Annotated in this window: 6 protein-coding genes and 1 pseudogene; 4 read left to right on the forward strand and 3 right to left on the reverse strand. The window is 68.8% G+C overall.

The genetic code is table 11. The annotated features are described in order from the left end of the window. Positions 1 to 140: pseudogene (locus AB0D34_RS42400) on the forward strand (serine hydroxymethyltransferase); the annotation flags it as partial. Between the two features lie 57 nt (positions 141 to 197). After that, positions 198 to 1565 carry an L-serine ammonia-lyase gene (locus AB0D34_RS42405; protein WP_362672320.1) on the forward strand — a complete coding sequence of 456 codons (1368 nt, stop codon included), beginning with the start codon at positions 198 to 200 and terminating at the stop codon, positions 1563 to 1565. A gap of 21 nt (positions 1566 to 1586) precedes the next feature. Here the strand turns inward: AB0D34_RS42405 and AB0D34_RS42410 are convergent, their stop codons facing one another. The 3 genes from AB0D34_RS42410 to AB0D34_RS42420 form a co-directional block, all read right to left on the reverse strand. Further along, a complete protein-coding gene (locus tag AB0D34_RS42410) occupies positions 1587 to 2075 on the reverse strand; it encodes a hypothetical protein (protein WP_362672322.1) in 489 nt (162 codons plus the stop codon). Between the two features lie 6 nt (positions 2076 to 2081). Then, entirely contained in the window at positions 2082 to 8684 is a 6603-nt protein-coding gene (locus AB0D34_RS42415; RefSeq protein WP_362672324.1) for an RHS repeat-associated core domain-containing protein, read from the reverse strand. A gap of 121 nt (positions 8685 to 8805) precedes the next feature. After that, complete coding sequence (locus AB0D34_RS42420) at positions 8806 to 12414, reverse strand: LamG-like jellyroll fold domain-containing protein (protein WP_362672327.1); 3609 nt, start codon at positions 12412 to 12414, stop codon at positions 8806 to 8808. A 416-nt stretch (positions 12415 to 12830) separates the two neighbouring features. Here AB0D34_RS42420 and AB0D34_RS42425 point away from each other — a divergent pair, with 416 nt between their 5' ends. Both AB0D34_RS42425 and AB0D34_RS42430 read left to right on the forward strand, forming a co-directional pair. Then, on the forward strand, positions 12831 to 14174 hold the full coding sequence (locus AB0D34_RS42425; RefSeq protein WP_362672329.1) for an amidohydrolase: 1344 nt from the start codon (positions 12831 to 12833) through the stop codon (positions 14172 to 14174). Beyond that, positions 14164 to 15222 (forward strand): LacI family DNA-binding transcriptional regulator, encoded by a 1059-nt coding sequence (locus tag AB0D34_RS42430; RefSeq protein ID WP_362672331.1) that lies wholly within the window; start codon positions 14164 to 14166, stop codon positions 15220 to 15222. Before AB0D34_RS42425 ends, AB0D34_RS42430 begins: the two co-directional genes overlap by 11 nt. Positions 15223 to 15250 lie beyond the last annotated feature (28 nt).

Here is a 15250-nt window from a genome sequence, read left to right on the forward strand (position 1 = left end):
GCTTCACGGCCGAGGACTTCACCGAGGTCGCGGACGTGATCGCTGCGGCGCTGAAGCCGTCGTACGACGTGGACGCCCTGAAGGCCCGGGTCAAGGCCCTGGCGGACAAGCACCCGCTGTACCCGGGTCTGAGGAAGTAGTCCCACGGTGGGGGCACCCGACGACGTGTGCCCCCCACCCTTTGTGAAGGAGTTCCCGTGGCCATCTCGGTCTTCGACCTGTTCTCGATCGGCATAGGCCCGTCGAGCTCCCACACGGTCGGCCCGATGCGCGCGGCCCGCATGTTCGCGCGCCGCCTGCGCAACGAGGACCTGCTGCCGGCGGTGGCGTCCGTCCGCTGCGAGCTGTACGGCTCCCTGGGCGCGACCGGCCACGGGCACGGCACCCCGAAGGCGGTGCTGCTCGGCCTGGAGGGGGCGTCTCCTCGTACCGTCGACGTGGAGACGGCGGACGAGCGGGTGGCGGAGATCAAGGCCGGCGGCCTGCTGAACCTGCTCGGTGAGCGCGAGATCCCCTTCTCCTTCGCGGACGACCTGGTCCTGCACCGCCGCAAGGCACTCCCGTACCACGCGAACGGCATGACGGTGTGGGCGTACGACGCCTCGGGCGCCGAGCTCATGTCGAAGACGTACTACTCGGTGGGCGGCGGGTTCGTCGTCGACGAGGACGCGGTGGGCGCGGACCGGATCAAGCTGGACGACACGGTGTTGAAGTACCCCTTCCGCACCGGTGACGAGTTGTTGCGGCTGGCGAAGGAGACCGGTCTGTCGATCTCCTCGCTGATGCTGGAGAACGAGCGGGCCTGGCGCACGGAGGAGGAGATCCGGGCCGGGCTGCTGGAGATCTGGCGGGTGATGCGGGCGTGCGTGTCGCGGGGGATGTCGAGGGAGGGCATCCTGCCGGGCGGCCTTCGGGTGCGTCGGCGTGCCGCGGTGACCGCGCGTCAGCTCCGCGCCGAGGGCGATCCGTTGGCGCACTCCATGGAGTGGATCACGCTCTACGCGATGGCGGTGAACGAGGAGAACGCGGCGGGCGGACGGGTGGTGACCGCCCCCACCAACGGGGCCGCCGGCATCATCCCCGCGGTGCTCCACTACTACATGAACTTCGTGCCCGGCGCCGACGACGAGGGCGTCGTCCGGTTCATGCTGGCCGCCGGTGCGATCGGCATGCTCTTCAAGGAGAACGCGTCCATCTCCGGCGCGGAGGTCGGCTGCCAGGGCGAGGTCGGCTCGGCCTGCTCGATGGCCGCGGGCGCGCTGGCCGAGGTCCTGGGCGGCTCCCCCGAACAGGTCGAGAACGCCGCGGAGATCGGCATGGAGCACAACCTGGGTCTGACCTGCGACCCGGTCGGCGGGCTCGTCCAGATCCCCTGCATCGAGCGCAACGGCATGGCCGCGGTCAAAGCGGTCACGGCGGCGAAGATGGCCCTGCGGGGGGACGGCTCGCACAAGGTGTCCCTCGACAAGGTCATCAAGACGATGAAGGACACGGGGGCGGACATGAGCGTGAAGTACAAGGAGACGGCCCGGGGTGGGCTGGCGGTGAACATCATCGAGTGCTGAGGGGTGGGGCCGGCGCCGGTTTCATGTCCCCGTGCCGTCCAGGCCGAGTTCTACGCGCAATAGTTGCACATGGTGATTTTCCGCGAGCGAGGGGTATTCAGTCGTGACCCGCGCCACCTCGTCGCGAATGAACTTTCTCCCAGCCGTGATGAAATCGTCGACGCCGCAACTCACTTCTGTTCCCATATAACTGGGAACAACACGAAGGTATTTCCGGTCGCGATCCAGCCGGAATTCGATGAACTCGTCATTCTCCGTGAATTCGATCCTGCCGGATCCGGGGCCACCTCGAGCAAAAGTCATCACCTGATGGACGCCGTACATCGCATCGAACAGCGGCACCCACCCCCACGACGGACCGATTTCGGTGCCGCCGTGGGAAATGTGAAGTGTTCCCAGGAAGTAGTACCACCTCAGGTCACCCCTCGATACCGCTGCCAGGTCGTCACCTTGTGCACGCTCCCGGCCATGACTGGAGTAGTCAACGCTCGAACCAAAGGAGATCTGCATGCGCGCTCACTTCACAGGGAAAGCGTTCCGGACATAGTTGAGGTCAGGGTCATAGTACACACGGAGCGTGTAGAGCGGAGTCCTCTTGGAGTTCCGCATGTATCCAACTGGCTCCTCGTAAGTGAATTCCTTTACCACGCCGTCCTTGTTGTCCGTTCCATCATTGACCCGTCCCCTCCTCAGCACATCTTTGATGAGGGCCGCGCGTGACTTCGGAGTGGTCTCAGGCAGCCATTCCGTCTTGGATGTGTCGTTGGAGAACATGCCCTCGGGTGTATGACCATTCGCGATATGCGCATCGTTGATGGTTACGTCATCGTAGGCGTCGCCACCGGAACTCCCGGAGCTGGAGTCACCCTTTGCTTCTCTGAGTGCTTTCCCCAGCCCGTCGTTGATGCGCCCGATACCGTCCGCCGTACCGACCGCGCCGACACCGATCAGCCCCACGCCGCCCGCGACGGCGGGGGCGCCGGCGAGGCAGCCGACGCCGGTGAGGCAGACGGCTGCGCCGCCGATGACGGCGTCACCGCCGAACCCCATCAGGAACATGCTGCCGACGGTTTCCGCGCCGCCGATCCAGACATCGGGCTGGGAGAAGATCGCGGTGCCGTAGTCGACGACGGTGTTCTTGACATCGGACAGCCAGCCCCAGCCACTGCTCTTCTTCTTGGTCTGGCCGGTGCTGCTGGTGGTCGCCGTACCGCTGCCGCATTTGTGCGTGTCGCAGTAGTGGCTGGAGCCCTGGTACTTCTTCGACCCCGGGTCGTTTTCGGGGTGATAGGTGCCGTATGTTCCGTTGCTGCCGGAGCAGAAGTGAACCGGCCCGCAGCTCTCCAGGCCCGTGGGGTCGCTCTGGGTCACCGGGCTGTTGTCGGCGTAGGTGTAGCCGTTGAGGGACTGGCTGTCGCCTGTGTCGAGGACTGGGTCGACGCTGAGGAAACGGCCGATGGTCGAGTCGTATTCACGGGCGCCGACATAGGTGAGACCGGTGGAGGAGTCGGCGGACTTGCCGAGGAAGGCCTTGTCGTCCGGCCAGGTGCCGGTGCCGCCGGTGCGGGAGGCGCCGAAGGGGGTGGTGTATCGCTTCGTGACCGCCTGGCTGGTGGCGTCGAGGGCCAGACTGCTCGTGCCGTGCTGGTCTGCCGCGAGCCAGCACAGTGTTTCGGTGCCGGACTTGTTGGTGCGCAGGGCGATGGTCTGGCCGGCGGCGGTGTAGTACCGCTGCGCCCAGTACTTGGCGGTCGAGGTGGAGGTGTCGAGGTGGACCTCGGTGCCGTCTTCGAGGTAGAGGACGGTTTCGCCGCCAGTGGTGCGGCGGATCAGGAGGGTGCCGTCGGCGTCGTAGACGTGACTGGTGGTGCTCTTCGTGGTGCCGGTGCTGGATTTCTCGGTGAGGGTGTCGAGTTGGCCCTCAGGGGTCCAGGTGAGGCCCTGGGTGTCGGTGCCGTTGGGGCGGGTGGTGGTGTCGCCGGTCGCGTCGTAGGCGTAAGCGGCAGTCACTCCGGTGCAGGAGGCTGCCGTGGTGGTGGCGGTCAGGCCGTGCGGGTGGGCGGGGTCGCCGTAGCAGTACGTCTTGGCCGTGTCACCGGCCGCGGTGTGGGTGGTTTCGGTGGAGCGCAGGCCGCCGTCGGTGTAGGAGTACGAGGTCCAGTACGGGGCGGCTCCGCCGAGGTTGGCGGTGGTGCGGCCGGAGGCGGAGCAGTCGGCGGTGGACGGGGTCCAGGCCTCGGTCAGGCGTTGGTGGCCGTCGTAGGTGAAGCACTGGTCGTCGGCTTTGCCGGTACCGCCGAGGGTGGTGGGGTCGGCGATGGAGGTGACGTTGCCGGCGTCGTCGTAGCCGTAGTTCAGCTCCTGCAGTTCGTAGCCGTGGGTCTGGTCGGTGACCGCAGACTGCTTGAGTCGGTCGGTGCCTTCCTCCCACGTGTTGGTGATGTAGGCCTTCTTGGTGCCCTCGGCCGCGGAGGTGCCCAGGGTGAGCTGGTCCGTCTGGCCGAGTTCGGAGTAGGCCGCGCCGAGGAGGTAACCGCTGGTGCCGCTGACCGAGGTGGGCAGACCGACCGCGTTGTAGTTGTAGCTGACCTTCTCGGCGGCGAGGCCGCCGGCCGCGGGCTCGGAGAGGTACTGCTGGGTGCCGTCGAGGTTGAAGTAGGTCGAGAAACTCAGCGTGGATGCGACAGCGCCCGAGCTGACCAGCGGATCGGCGGACGGCAGGACGAGCTGGGTGGTGGTCGGCCGGTTCAGGCTGTCGTAGGCGGTGACCTTCTTCGTGTAGGCCGTGCCGGACACGCCGCCCACGTAACGGGTGGCGGAGTCCAACTGACCCTTGGCCAGGGTGTCGTAGGCCCAGTGGGCGAGTTTGTCGGCGTCGGTCTTGGAGCTCTGCCACTCGTCGGTCTTACGGCCGAGTTCGTCGTAGCCGTACAGGAGGGTGGTGTTGCGGTGGTCCGTGCTGGTGGCGATCTGGTCCAGGGCGGTGTAGGTGCTGTCGGTCTTCCCCATGTCGGGGTCGGTCGCCGTGATCTGACGGCCGAACAGGTCATAGGTGTATGACCACTTGGCTCCGTCGGGGCCGGTGACGGTGTCCGGCTTGCCGTCACGTGTGTAGCCGTACTTGGTGGAGGTGTACGTGGTACCGACACCCGCGCCGTAGGCGGTGTCCGCCGGATCCGTGCCGGCGTAGTCGCGGCGTTCCGTGGTGCGGCCGAGGGCGTCGGTGACGGTGCGGACGGCCGAGCCGCCCGCGGGAGCGGTGGTGGCGGTGGAGTCCCCGGTGTAGCTGGTGCTGGTGGACCACTTCTTGACGCCGTAGATGTAGAAGGTGCTACTGGTCGGGCGTTCGGCGCCGTCGAAAACGGTGTCGGTCTGCTTCGGGGCGCCGCCGTATTTGGCCCGCGCGTAGGCACCGGTGGGAGTGGCGGAGGAGTCGAAGACGTCGGCGTAGGTCTCGTAGGCCAGTCCGCGGCTGTCGTAGCGGGTGTCGGTGAGCAGCCGGCCGCCGTTCGCGGTCGGGGACTGGGTCTGGAGCGGACGCAGCAGCGAGTCGTAGATCGTGTAGCTGGTGTTGTAGACGCCTTCGGCGCGGATGGTGGAGGTGGAGGACCAGGGTGTGGCGCTGTTGCTGACGGAGTAGGCGTAGGTGTAGTTGGCGCCGTATCCGGCGGAGCGCAGGTGGTTGGGCAGCCAGGTGGCGCTCACGCGGCCCAGGGCGTCGTACGTGGACTCGGTCAGCTTGTTGTTGACGTCGTAGGACTTCACCGTCGTGCCACGGGCGTAGTCCAGGTAGGTGTAGCTCTTCTGGGTCTTGGCGTTGGTGACCGCGATCTTGGTGAGCGGACCCGTGGTCGTGGGGGTGTAGGCGGTCGTGGTCGGATTGCCCGCCGCGTCGGTCACGCTGGTCGGTCGGCCCAGGGCGTCGTAACCCGTCTTGGCGACGGTCTGCCAGGAGGTCGGGTACCGCTCGCCGCCGGTGGCCGTGGCGGGGTAGGCGGAGGCGCGTCCGGTCCAGGTCGCATCGCCCAGGCTCGGCGTCTGCGAGGCGGTCCAGGCCGTGGCGTTGGCGTCGTCGTAGACCGTGGCGGCGTCGGACAGCACGTCCCCGCGGGTGGCGGATGAAGTCGGCAGGCTGAGGTCGGTCTCAGCGGTGGAGCAGGCGCGGCCCACGACGCGGGTGCGCGAGACCAGGGAGTTGATGCCCGCACTGTCGTTGCGGGCGTACCAGGTACGGGTGCAGGTCTCGTCCCCGGTGACGGCCGTGTCGCCGGCGTCGTAGACCGTGCTGGGCATGCCGTAGCTGTCGAAGCTGGTCGTCACGGTGCGGGTGCGCCAGTCGGAGCCGGCGGTCAGGTAGGTCGAGGTCTGGGTCTTGTAGGTGCCGGTGAAGTAGGCCTCGATGTCGGCATACGACTTCTGCTGGCTGGCCGTACGGCTGGACCACGGGTCGTTGACGGTGACGGTCACCGGCGTGGAGCCGTTGTAGGTGATCTGCTCACGGGTGAAGCCGGAGAAGCGGTCGCTGTCGGTCTGGTCGGCGACGCTCAGGCCGGTGAAGCCGATACCGGGGACGGAGACCGAAGGGGTCGTGCCGTCCTTCTGCCTGTCGCCGTCCATGCCCTGCAGGTAGAGCGTCACGGTCTTGGACTGCGTCTCGCCGGCAGCGCCCGCGAGGGAGGTGACCGTGCGGTAGCCGCGCCAGTCGGACCAGGTGCGTTCCTTGGCCGGGGTCAGCGGGTCGTTGGCGTAGTGCCAGGCCGGGCCGGAGTAGGTGTAGTGGTTCTCCATCGTCTCACCGAGACCGCTGGGGTCGGAGGTGATGACGTCCAGCACCCGGTACTTGTTGAACCAGTCCAGGGTGGCCTCGGTCGCGCCGTTGACGTGCCAGTAGACCGGGTAGCAGCTCATCGTGTCGTTGTCCTCGGACGACGGCATGTTCGAGCCGCGTACGCACTCCGGGTTCGACAGGGTGACGGTGGTGACGGCGCCCGTCTCGGAGGTGATCGTCTGGATGCGGGGGCGGTTCAGCGGCAGGACGTTGTCGGTGGAGGAGTCGACTCGGTTCGGCCGCATCTGGTAGGTGAACGTCACCGGATCCAGGGAGATGGCTGTGCCGTTCTTACCGGTGTGCCGGATGCTGCTCAGGACCAGGCTCTGATCGGTGCTGTTGCCGATGTCGCCGGGGTCCAGGAACTGCTGTGTGAGAGCCCAGGAGTCGACGGCCGTGTAGGCGCTGGACGCGGCCGACCACGCGTAGGTGTCGATACCGGTCAGGCGCTTGCGGGTGAAGAAGTCCGGGCCGGAGGCCTTGCAGTCCGCGCCCGACGCGCAGATCGAGTCGAACGGAACGTCGGGCCAGCTGGACGCGGTGGACGAGGTCAGCGAGGAGCAGTCGGAGGCGGTGCACCGCTCGTCATAGCCGAAGAGGATCTCGTCCGAGGCGGTGCCGGTGAACAGGGTGTCCTTGTTCTGCCCGTAGAGGATCTTGGTGAGATAGCCGCCCCGCGTGTACTGGGCCGTGCCGGTCGACGCTCCGTTCTTGCCGTAGTAGTTGGTCTCCGCGGTGTACCAGTACGACATCGCGTTGCCGTGCGGGTCCACGACGTAGTCCAGGTTCCATCGCCAGGCCTGGGTCAGCGCCCGGTCGGCGAAAGTGGAGCCCTGGCCGTAGCCGGGCTCGCCGGAGTTGTTGCCGAACACCGGGACGGTCCATACGGAGTTGGTGCGCTGGGTGTCCGCTCCGGGCAGCTTGTTGAGGCCGAAGACGTACTTGGTGCCGTCGCCGGTGGTGACGGTCCAGTACTCGCCGTCGTTGTCGCCGTTGTCGGCGCCGGTGGAGTGGGTGACGGTCGAGGCGTCGTCGTCCTTCAGGTGCCAGACGCCGGTGGTGTCGTCCTTGACCAGTTCGGTGGACTTGCCGTTCAGCACGAGCGAGGCGTTGTCGTACTTCCAGCACTGGTCGTACTTGCCGCTCTCGCCGTCGTCGTCGCAGGAGGCGTAGGAGCGCTCGACGTAGGAGGACGCCGGGTCTTCGAAGCCCTCACCGACTTGGCTTCCCTGGTTGTTGGTCGACGCCGTTCTGCCGTCGATGCTTCCGGAGTCGTACGACAGGGACAGATCGGGTGACGGGCCCGCGGCGGCGGGCGGTGCGGCCATGGGGTACGACCAGCTGAAGGCTCCCGATGAGCCGCCGGCCTCCCAGCTGGAGGAGGTCGACAGCTTGCTGGCGGCGTAGTTGCCGGCGCCGGACGCGGACTCCCCGGATGTGGCGGTCGCGGCCAGCACCGTGGCCGAGGAGGTCATGTCGGCGGCCGTCAGGGCGGCACGCTGTATCGAGCGTGAGGCCCGTGGCGAGGCCCCGCCGCGGTTTGCCTCGCCGAGACCGACCTTGGCGGTCAGCGTTTGTTCGCCGATGCTGTTGTGCGAGCCGAGCGGCGTCTGCTCGCGGCAGGCGGCTTTCTGCGGGGTGGTCAGTGCGCAGGCAGGAAGCTGGACCAGCTGCAGGCGTCCGGACCAGTCGCCACCGATGGCGGAGGCGAACGCCGAGTAGTCGACGCTTACTTGAGCGGTGCCCGCTTCGGTGGCCGAGGCCGTCAGCAGCACGCCTTTGATGCCCGCTGCCCGGGCCTGCTGTTGACCGAGAACCCGCACCTGCACCCGGCCCGTGGCGGAGGTGGCTCCCGGCCCGGGTCCGACAGCGACCGGCAGGCCTCCCACCGTGACCGTGGCCATGCCCCGTCCCGGTATCTGCCCGGAGGCCGTGGCGGCGGTGGGCCAGGCGGCATGCTGCTGCGCGTGCGCCCGTCTGGCCTGGGCCGCGTTGGCGGCCTTGGCTCTCGCGACCTGTTCCCGTGCCTTCTTGGCCCCCAGGCCCGTGTGTGCCTGCACCTCGTCTTCCCGCTGCCTGGGCAGCGCCGGCTTGCCGAGGCCCCCACCGCTCGCATGAGCCGCCGGTGCCGCCAGCCCCACCGAAGCGGCCAGTGCCATGCTCAGTACGGCGACGACCGGGGCCCGGCCACGGCGTACGTGCCGGCGTTCCGGTACCGATGACCGTCGCGGCAGCGGCACACCCCGCATCAGGGCACTGCGCATCCAGCGGGCATTCATGCCGGAACTCATGACCGGACCTCCATGCGAGCAAGCTGTGGGACGTCGTCTGCCGTGTACACGTCCCAGGACCGCTGCCGGCCGCTTCTGGACGCCAATGATTCGATGAGCAAGGGGACTTGAGGTTCTTGGGTCAGTCACCGATGGTGTCGGTGACCTGCTGGTCGGCCATCGCGCCCGCCCAGAGCCGGATGTCGGTGATCTTTCCGGGCAGGTAGTGGCCCCACGTTCCGCCGACGTATCCCTCACCGGCGGCGAAGACACCGGACCCCGGCACCGCCGTGTAGGGATGGGTGGCGTCGGCGCCGTTCTCGTCGGGCCCCAGGTAGAAGTGGATCGTGCCGGACGGGGCGTCGTACGTGCCGGTCAGCCGGACCGGGCTGCCGAGTTCCGCGGCCTCGTCGGAGACCACCCCGTCGAAACTTCCGTCGGTGCCGAGCCGGCCGAAGTACCACTTGCCGACCGGGATCGTCGTGTCCGTGTCCGGATCGGTGTCGGTTCCGGTCAGCTGGTACCAGAAGCCCCAGGCAGAGCCGTCCGCACTGCGTTGGCCCAGGACCTGGGCCGTATAGCCCGTGGGTTTGCCGAGCAGGGCAGTGCTGTCGACGTCCACCAAGGTGGTGGCTGTGAACGAGGCCGTGTCGTCGAGCACCGGGCCGGGGGCCGTGGCGGCGCCGTCCGTTCCGTTCAGGACAAGTGCCTGGCCGTCGAGCGAGGCACCGCCGGACAGCGTGAGGGTGCGGCCGTATCCGGAGGTGGTGTCCCCCAGCGTGGTGCCGCCGGCTCCGTCCGGGTTCCAGGCGCCCATCAGCTCCACACCCGGCGCGCCGGTGGAGTCGAGGAGCTGGTCCTCGGTGGCGATCGCGTTCTCTTCGTCCGCCAGGTTCCGCTGCCAGACGGCCACTTCGTCGATACGGCCCCGCCAGTAGTTCGCGTAGGTGCCAGGGGTGGAAGTGGCCCGGCCGAACTGCAGGGTGCCGTCGCTGATCGTGGCATCCGATGTGGTGGGCAGCGCTACCGGCGAGCCCTGCAGGCGGCCGTTGACGTACAGGGAGATGGTGCGGTCCTTGGAGTTGTACACGCCGGTCAGGTGCGTCCACACCTTCATCGGTGCGCCTACCGTGTCCGCGTTCGCGCCGAGGTACTTGCGCACCCCGTTCTCGTACCAGTTCCACAGGAACACCCACCGCTGGACGCTCGGCGAGTAGTACAGGGAGAACCCGGAGCCGTCACTGCCCGTCTCCGACAGCACCGTGCGGAAGTCGGACTCGTCCGTGAGATAGGCCCAGGCCGAGACGGTGAAGGACGACTGGGTGTTGACCACCGGAGCGGCGGTGGCCGCGTACCCGGCCTGGCGCGTGGTGTCGGAAGTGTCGTTCAGCCACAAGGATCGGTCGCTGTCGCCTCGGCGTGCGAGTGAGGACCAGCCGGCGCCGCCGGTGTACAGCGTCGCCGGGTGACGGGTGCTGCCCTCGGTCGCCGTGTCCGCGGCCGTGGTCACGCCTGAGCCCGGAGCCGCGTCGTCGAAGTGCCAGCGGCCGATCGCCGTCTGTCCCGCGGCCACGTTGAACTTCACGATGGTCTTCGCACCCCAGCGTCCGGCGCTGTCCTGCGCCCGGACCTGAAGCTGCTGGGTGCCCGCCACCTGCGGGGTGATCCCCACGGGGAACTTGTTGCCGGGGATCGGCGCAGACCAGGAGGAGGAGCTCGCGAGCTTGTACTCGTAGGCGGTGTCGGTGTCCCCGGAGGCAGGCGAGAAAGTGAACTGGCCGGGAGTCCCGGGGCCGCCGGCGGGGTCGCACGCGTTGGCCGTGCACTCGGAGTACGGGCTGCCGAAGGTGATCGTCGGGGCCTTGGGAGCGGTGGTGTCGACCTTGAAGTAACACCAGTCCTTGGTGGTCACCGTGCTGTGCGACTCCAGATAGTCGTCGCCGCTGTTGTAGTACGAGCGGCTGAACACAGCCAGCCGGTACAGCGGTCCCTCGGTCAGTGTGATCGGCGACGGGTAGGTGAGCACTGTTCCGTTGCCGACGTACCCGCTCGTGGGCCGCACCGGCTCGGTCGCCACCGACCAGGTGCCGTCGCTGTTCTTCCGCTGGATGTAGTAATGCGCGCGCAGACTCGCTCCGCTGCCACCGCCGGTCGCCGTCCACACCGTGGCGGTCAGGCTGGGTGTGGGATCCGTGATCACGTCCGGGTCGCCGGAGTCGGCGTCGCAGCTGATACCGCTGCCCTCGACGATGCCCGCCTTGGTCGGCACCGCCGGGAGCCCCACGTACGTGACCGACAGGACCGCGTCGTTCCTGAACCGCTTCCAGGCGCTGGTGTCCGTCTCGTCCCGCGCCTTCAGCAGCAGCGTCAACCGGGAGAACTTCCCCGCCGCCAGGTCCCCCACAGCCGAGGTCAGGCTCGAACCGCTGAACTCGATCGGCGCCGGCGGCTGCGAAGGATCACACAGGGAACTGCGGCCCGCCGAGACGTCACGGCTCGCCATCATGCCCAGATACGAGGGGCGGGTCGACCATGTCGTGGACGACGAGATGTTGCTGGTGCGATCCAGGTCGACCCAGCTCGCGTCACAGGTGAACGACCAGCTCTCGGTCGCCCGGAAGGTGGCCGACAGCACCTTCTTGCCCGCCAGGCTGCTCGGCGAGAACTGGAAGTACAGCCGCTCTGTGTAGCCCGGACCGCAGTAATAGCCGTTCCACGAAGAGCAGTGGCCCGTGCCCTTGCCCTCGTTGTCGCTGCCGTTGTCCCAGTTGAAGTCGCTGACGCCGTCCGAGCGCAGATACGTGTGAGCCGTCTGGTCCAGGCCGACACTGGGGTCGATGTAGAGGGGGTAGGCGCTGCTGTCGCTGTTCGCCAGCATGTCCGCGTCCGGCACCACCGCCAGCGAATCCGTGCCGACCTGGACCGGCAGCACCGCCGATGCGTCACCGTCACCCGGCCCCGCGGTACCGTCCGCCGACGCCCCGGCGGAGGGGTCCGTGGTGGCCGACGGCGACGGGTCGCTCGCCTGCGTGACCGCGGCCGTCCGAACCAACTGGGTGGACGAGCCGGATGTGGTCGCGTCACCCTGCGAGTCCCACATCAGCGCAGCCGGAGCGGAGAAGACCGGGCGCGCGTCGTCGTCCACGGCGGTCATCCCGCCGCCGCTCGTCGGCGCCACCGTCAGCCCGTCCGACCGCAGCGAGAAGGCGACCTTCTTCAGCTCCGGATCGGTCGCCGCCTGCGGGGTCTTCACCACGAGCAGCTCTCGGAAGCCCTCGGCCGTCGCCGTCATCCGCAGGTCCACACCGGGCAGCACATCGGCGTAGACCGCACTCGACCCGTCCAGCGTCGGCTTCGGCAGCGTCCCCGGCCAGCCCAACCGCAACGACTTGCCGCCCCGGGCGATGTCCACCAGCCCCGAACCGTCGCCGCCACCGGAGAACGCCAGATCCACCACGGCCGCCTTCGGGCCGACCGTCCCGTCCGACCGGACCTCCAGGGTCGCATCCGGCGACACCCACGATCCGTCGCCCTGGTGCACCCGCACCGGCACGGTGGACTGGTCCACGGTGAACGTGGTGCCGTCCGGATTGGCGTACGTCGTCGTGTACTCCGTACGGTCGTCCGGGACCTCGACCGCAGAACCACTCGCCGCAGCCTTCTGCGCGGCCGCCGCCTCCGGTGAGAGGGACGTCGTACCGGTGGAACCACTGTCCTGCCCGTCAGCAACGGCCGTATACGCAGCGGCCATCGCGACAGGCTGGATCAACAAGACGAACGCGGCCAACCACGCCGTACGCGACGACCGCACACGTCTACCCCCCGAAGTCTCCACAGCCCACCCCTGAGCACTTGACGAACCGATCACAATCACTTGGCGATTGAGGATCATGGCAAGGAAGGCTCAGTCGAAGTCCCAGGGAAGTTCCAAGATCGGGGCATCAAACGACCGTGCAGGTGCAAAGAATTTGATCGTTCACTTTGAAGACGGCCGCCGTACATTGACGCGATGGCGGGAGACCCAGTCCGACCTAGCTCTGCGCGATCCGATCGACAGCATCCCCGCGGCTCCCGACCTCGCTGCCCCTGGACGCTGAGGACTCCGGGGGCAGGGGTTGTGCAAAACGTTTTGGATCCTTAACGTCCGGTTCGAACGGAAGGATCCTCATGACGCGCCGACTGATCGTGACGTCCTGCTCGGTGCTCGTGACGCCCGAGCAGGGCCCCTGCCGAGTGGAGAGGGACCAGGACATCCTGGTCGAGGACGGACTGATCGCCTGGCTGGGCCCGGCGGGGTCCGGACCCGAGGCGACCGGGGCGGAGACCGTGGACGGTACGGGACTGCTCGCCGTGCCCGGGCTGGTGAACGCCCACACGCACGGCCCGATGACGCTGATGCGCGGCGCCGCCGAGGACGTGAGCGTGGAGGCCTGGTTCAACGAGCGGGTGTGGCCCATGGAGGTCAACCTCACCCCGGCCGACATCGGCCTCGGCGCAGAGCTGGCCTGTGCGGAGATGCTGCTCAGCGGGGTGACCACGTTAGCCGACCACTACTTCCACGCCGAGCGGATCGCCGACGCCGTCGTACGCACCGGGATCCGGGCCGACATCGCGCCGACCTTCTTCAGCAGCCGGGGCCGCGCGGCCCTGGAGGAGAGCGCCGAGACAGCCGTAGCCCTGCACGGCATGGGCGACGGACGGGTCACGGCCTCGCTGGGCCCGCATGCGCCTTACACCGTCGACGACGCGGACCTGGTCCGGCTCGCGGAGCTGGCCCGGGAGGCGGGCCTACGTATCCACATCCACGCGGCCGAGCACCTGGAGCAGACCGAGTCGAGTCTCGCCCGGCGCGGCATCACTCCGATCACGGTGCTGGAGCGGACCGGGGTGCTGGACGCGGGCGCGCTGATCGCGCACGGGTGCGGCATCGTCCCGGACGACCTGCCGACGCTGGCGGCGCACCGGGACCGTACGGGCGTGGCCTGCTGTCCGAAGGTGTATCTGAAGCACGCCCTGCATCCGCTCACTCCGGTGCGGAGCCTGCTGGACGCCGGTGTCGCCGTCGGGGCCGGGACGGACGGGGCCGCCGGGCACAACACGCTGGACGTGTGGGAGGCGATGCGGCTGATCGCGCTCACCCAGAAGCAGGCCGAACGGGACGCCACCTGGATGACGGTGTCCGACACGGTCCGGCTGGCCACGCGCGGCGGGGCCCGGGCACTGGGTCTCGGGGACCGGATCGGCGTCCTGGAGGCGGGCCGGGCCGCGGACATCGTGCTGGTCGACCTGGGCGGAGCGCACTGCCGGCCGGTGCACGACCCGGTTGCGGCCCTGGTCTACAGCGCCCGGGCGAGTGATGTGCGCACGGTCGTGGTCGACGGGCGGGTCGTGGTGCGGGACGGCCGGTTGCTGACGGTGGACCTGCCGGCGCTGCTGGCGGAGATCGAGGCACGTGTGCCCGCGCTCCTCGACACCTCGCACGGCAGGGCGGTGCAGCACTATGACCCGTGAGCGGGACGAGGAGCCGGGCCGCCGCCGGCTGCGGCGGCCCGCGTCGATCAAGGACGTGGCGGCCGCCGCCCGGGTCAGCCCGACCACGGTGTCCCATGTGCTGAGCGGCAACCGGCCGGTCGCGGAGGAGACCGCCGAGCGGGTCCGCTCCGTCGTCAGCCGGCTGGGCTATGTCCCGGCGTCCACGGCCCGCAACCTCCAGGCCGGTTCGACCAACGTCATAGGGCTGCTGGTGCCCGACATCACCAACCAGTTCTTCGCCGAACTCGCCAAGGGCGTCGACGACGCGGCCCACGACCTGGGCTACGGGGTCATCCTGTGCAACACCGAGTTCGACCCGGACCGCGAGGACCGCTATCTGGAGATGCTCCGCGGCCGTTTCATCGACGGCATGGTGTACGCCTCCGGCTCACCGCCCTCCCGGGGCCGGCTGGCGTCGCTGCTCGGGCGGTTCCCCATCGCCCTGGCCGACGAGGTCGTCCCCGGGCTGCTGGAGCAGACCATCCTGGTCACCGCCGACCACCGCGCGGGCGGCCGGCTGATCGGGGAGCATCTGCGGGAGCTGGGCCACCGCCGGGTGCTGGCGATCAGCGGGCCGGTGGACCTGGTCAGCAGCCTGGAGCGGATCGCCGGTTTCCGGGAGGCGTTCGGCGACGCGGGCGTCACCGAGGTCGAGGGCGCGTTCGTCGAGCGGTCCGGCTACGACCTGGTCGCCACGGCCCTGGAAGGCGGCGGCCCGCGTCGCTTCACCGCGGTGTTCGCCGCCAACGACCTGATGGCGCTCGGCGCGATCGCCGCCCTGGAGGACGCGGGCCTGCGCGTCCCCGACGACGTCTCGGTGGCGGGCTTCGACGACATCATGCTCGCCTCCCGGGTCCACCCCCGCCTCACCACCGTCCACCAGCCCGCCTACGACGTCGGCCGCACCGCCGGCGCCCAGCTCCTGAGCTACGTCCACCGCGACGAGGTGCCCCCCGCGTCCCGGCACATCCTGCCGGTCCGGCTGAAGGTCCGCGCCAGTACGGCGCCCGTGCGGCCGGCTCCCTGACCGGGGGCACCACCACCCCACCCCCTCA

The sequence above is a fragment of the Streptomyces sp. NPDC048420 genome, assembly GCF_040651535.1.
Lineage (GTDB): Bacteria > Actinomycetota > Actinomycetes > Streptomycetales > Streptomycetaceae > Streptomyces.